Raw genomic sequence first — 1,709 nt, forward strand, 5'->3', positions numbered from 1 at the left:
GGGCCTCCCAGCCGATGATCAGGTTCGCCTCGAACGACCGCAGCTATCTGACCAGGGAGCCCTGTCCCTGTGGCCGGACCTACCCCCGGCTGCCGCGGGGACTGCTGGGCAGGGCGGACGACATGCTGGTGATTCGCGGCGCCAACATCTTCCCGTCGGGTATCGAGCACGCCCTGCGCGGCGTCGACGGGCTCGGCCCGGAGTTCCGGATCAGGGTCACCCGGCAGGGCAACCTGGACGAGATCGCCGTGGAGGCCGAGGTCGCCCCGGCCCATTCCGGCGGAGAGGAGGACCGTGCCCGGCTGAGGAGGCGCACGGAGGAGGAGCTCAGGCACCGCTGTCTCATTCGGATTCCGGTCACCCTTTTCGATCATGGAACGTTCGAGCGGGCGACATTGAAGTCCCGGCGGGTGATCGACGAGCGCCCGAACAGCCGACAGGGAGAACCGCGTGAGCACCCCACCAGATGAAGTGACAGATGACGTGACAGATGACGTGAACATTCTCAGTCCCGAGGCGATCCGCGACCCCTACCGGTACTTCGCGCGGGTCCGGGACGAACATCCGGTGCTGTGGGATCCCCGTTACAGGTCGTGGCTGCTGACCAGCCACGATGTGGTGTCGAAGGGCTTGCGGGACGCCCGTTTCTCCTCGGACCGCATCGCGCCGTTCATCGAGTACAAGCTCAGTGGCCCGGACACGGACCCGTTGGTTCGGCAGGCCTTCATCGTCCTGCGGAACTGGATGGTGTTCCAGGACGAGCCCAACCACCTGCGCCTGCGGGCGCTCGTGCGCCGGGCGTTCACCCAGAGGTCGGTTGCGCAGATGGCGGAACGCGTCCGGAGCCTGTCGAACGAGCTGCTGACGAACATCGACCTCAGCGGTGAGTTCGATCTGATCGAGAATTTCGCCTATCCGCTCCCGGCAATGGTCATCGCCGAAATGCTCGGTGTGCCGGTGGCCGACCGCGACCGGTTCAAGGAGTGGTCCGACGACATCGGGACGCTGGTGTCGGCGGGTCTCGACGATCCTGACCGGTATCGGCGATCCGCCCATGCCATGGACGAGCTGATCGCGTTCTTCCGCGATCTTCTCCGGCACTATACGAAACATCCCGCGGCAAACCTCATCACAGCCCTGATCCGAGCGCGGGAAGCCGACGACAGCCTGTCCGAGGCCGAGCTGATCGCGACGTGCACCCTGCTGCTGTTCGGCGGCCACGAGACCACCGCGAACCTCATCGCGAACTCGATACTGGCGCTGATACGGCATCCGGACCAGATGCGGGTGTTCCGCGAGGGCCGGGTCCCGGTCCGGGGCGCCGTCGAGGAGTTCCTCAGGTACGACGGCCCCGGCAAGGCGGTCGTCCGCGTTCTCGCCGAGGACGCCGACTTCGAGGGCGCGCGGATGCGCCGGGGGCAACGCGTGTTCATGCTGCTCGCGTCGGCGAACCACGACCCGGCCGTGTTCGACAGTCCCGACGTGCTGCGCCTCGACCGCACGTCGGCGAAACCGCACGTCGCTTTCGGTTTCGGCGCCCATTTCTGCCTGGGTGCCGCGCTGGCCCGGCTGGAGGCCTCGACCGCGCTCCCGATCGTCGTGCGGGCGCTGCCCGGCCTGCGGCTTGCCGACCGCGAGCTGACCTGGCAGCCGGTGTTCCTCACCCGCGGGCTCCGGGAGCTCTGGGTCACCGCCGGCGGGAGCCGGCC

At 67.8% G+C, this 1,709-nt stretch carries 2 protein-coding genes (1 of these 2 only partly in view); both read left to right on the forward strand.

Going from position 1 to position 1,709, the window contains the following annotated elements:
• Positions 1-470: phenylacetate--CoA ligase family protein (locus FrCorBMG51_RS30055; protein ID WP_420848665.1), on the forward strand; the 470-nt coding region annotated here is incomplete at its 5' end.
• Positions 471-744: 274 nt separating this feature from the next.
• Positions 745-1,709, forward strand: partial view of a cytochrome P450 gene (locus tag FrCorBMG51_RS33285; protein ID WP_476742239.1) — the 5' portion only. Its footprint extends 826 nt past the window's final position; the window shows 965 of its 1,791 coding nt (coding positions 1-965); the start codon lies at positions 745-747; its stop codon lies off the right edge, out of view.

This window comes from Protofrankia coriariae, assembly GCF_001017755.1.
GTDB lineage: Bacteria > Actinomycetota > Actinomycetes > Frankiales > Frankiaceae > Protofrankia > Protofrankia coriariae.